The sequence below is a fragment of the Bacillus sp. JJ722 genome (genome assembly GCF_036963345.1).
Taxonomy (GTDB): domain Bacteria; phylum Bacillota; class Bacilli; order Bacillales; family DSM-1321; genus Bacillus_AD.
Map to the genome: position 1 here is coordinate 1 of NZ_JBALMO010000433.1, position 1,718 is coordinate 1,718.

1 protein-coding gene is annotated in these 1,718 nt (G+C 30.0%); it reads left to right on the top strand.

What is annotated here, in order from left to right:
* The first annotated feature begins 180 nt into the window (after positions 1-180).
* A complete protein-coding gene (locus V7014_RS27105) occupies positions 181-1,290 on the top strand; it encodes a hypothetical protein (RefSeq protein WP_335512231.1) in 1,110 nt (369 codons plus the stop codon).
* Positions 1,291-1,718 lie beyond the last annotated feature (428 nt).

The following is a 1,718-nucleotide window of genomic DNA, read 5'->3' on the forward strand; positions in this document are numbered from 1 at the left end:
TCTTCCGTACTTATCTGCATTTTCATCTAAAAATATCTCCTATTCTCCGTACCTATCTACACTTTTTAGCAAAATGTCTCCCAACTTCCGTACTTATCTGCACTTTTGACGAATGTAGTATTTTGTAGTTACATGAATGATAGACAAGTAGATTTATGGAAGGGAAAGGAGGTTTATATTGTGGAATTACTATTTAAAAATCATATACCAATCGCAAATAAATGGTTAATTGTTTTTTCTGGAATCAATAAGAGTGCTACTAAAAACGGTAAAAAGCAATATGAACAGCATGCCTTCCATATACCAAAAGAATGGATCTCTATCAAATGGACACGTTCATTAATAAATCAAACACTATGCTATTTAGGATTAACAGATAGTAAAGGTGTAATCGGAGTAGTTTCTACTGAAGAAATTGCCGAGAAAATCAATTGCTCCAGCAGAACAGTTAAAGAAAATAACAAACAATTAGTCGAATTGGGTCTTATTGAAGCAGATAACCTGTGGGGGGAGTATATGAATATTCGCTTCTCTAAGTATAAGGAAGACTTTTTAGATTTGTATCCTTCTAATAAAGAAGAAGATAAAGGACAAGCATTAGATGTATTAGCGGAAGATGAAAGAGACATTCCTCATAAATCACGTACTGGTTATACAATGATTAAAAGGGAGTCTTTATTTGAGTTGTTTTCAATTAAGAATGTGAATGAATTAAAGATTGCTTGCCGTGCATTGTATATTTATGAAAAAGAAGTAAACATGGTAGGAAATGAGACTGCCTATATCACGTACAGTGATTTAAAAGGGATTCTTCCAAAATACTATGCTTATAAAGCTCAAATTAAAAAAGGGTTCTCATCATTGCGTAAACTATTTGCATATAACCCTCTTGAAAAAGAGCAAGTTATTAATGATTTATTGACTAATCAAAAAGTAACACCTTCAATCCTTGAAAAAGCTAAAAACACTTTCATGATTGGTTTTAGACTTTTAAAAGAGAAGGACAGTAGATACATACATAATAAAGAAATGGATGTTGCTTACGACTGCTTTAGTCAGTTCTGCGTGGATACGCAAATTAAAATGATTCCACCATACCAACAATCATCGTTAGTAAGAGAATTCGGTTTCATTGCCGTTAAAGATGGTTTAGATGAAATCATGGATTTATTTAACCAAAGTTATAGTGAAGCAAGAAACGCTATGATTGATGGTATTGATCATGAGCCAGTTCAAACATTAAGAAAATTTATCAAAAAACACTATGAGGGAAAAATTTCTGTGTGCTGACCCTCTTTTTGGTGTGCCTTTTTTTATATAAATACCTTATTTCTCCTCATATTTCCCATCAAAAGAACAATATCTAAATAATTTTTTCTATTAAAATAAGCACTTAAACCTTTCATTCTCTTTTTTTTCCATTATCGGAAAAAAATCAGATTTTTAATTATATAAGACAAATAAATGATCCATTATATAAATATAAAGAAATCAATTATCATGGAAGATGAAAAAAAATAGTATGTCTTTTGTAATAATCAAGACATACCATTCTCTTATTCAGACATTTCATAAACTTATTTTGTTCTCAAAAACAGCCGAATCCCTTATGGCTCTAAGCTTCTCTCTTAAATTCATTTCACAATTTCTTTTAATATCTATTAATCTTTTAAAATCTCTTATAATATCTGTATGATCTTATATATCTATTTTTTAAT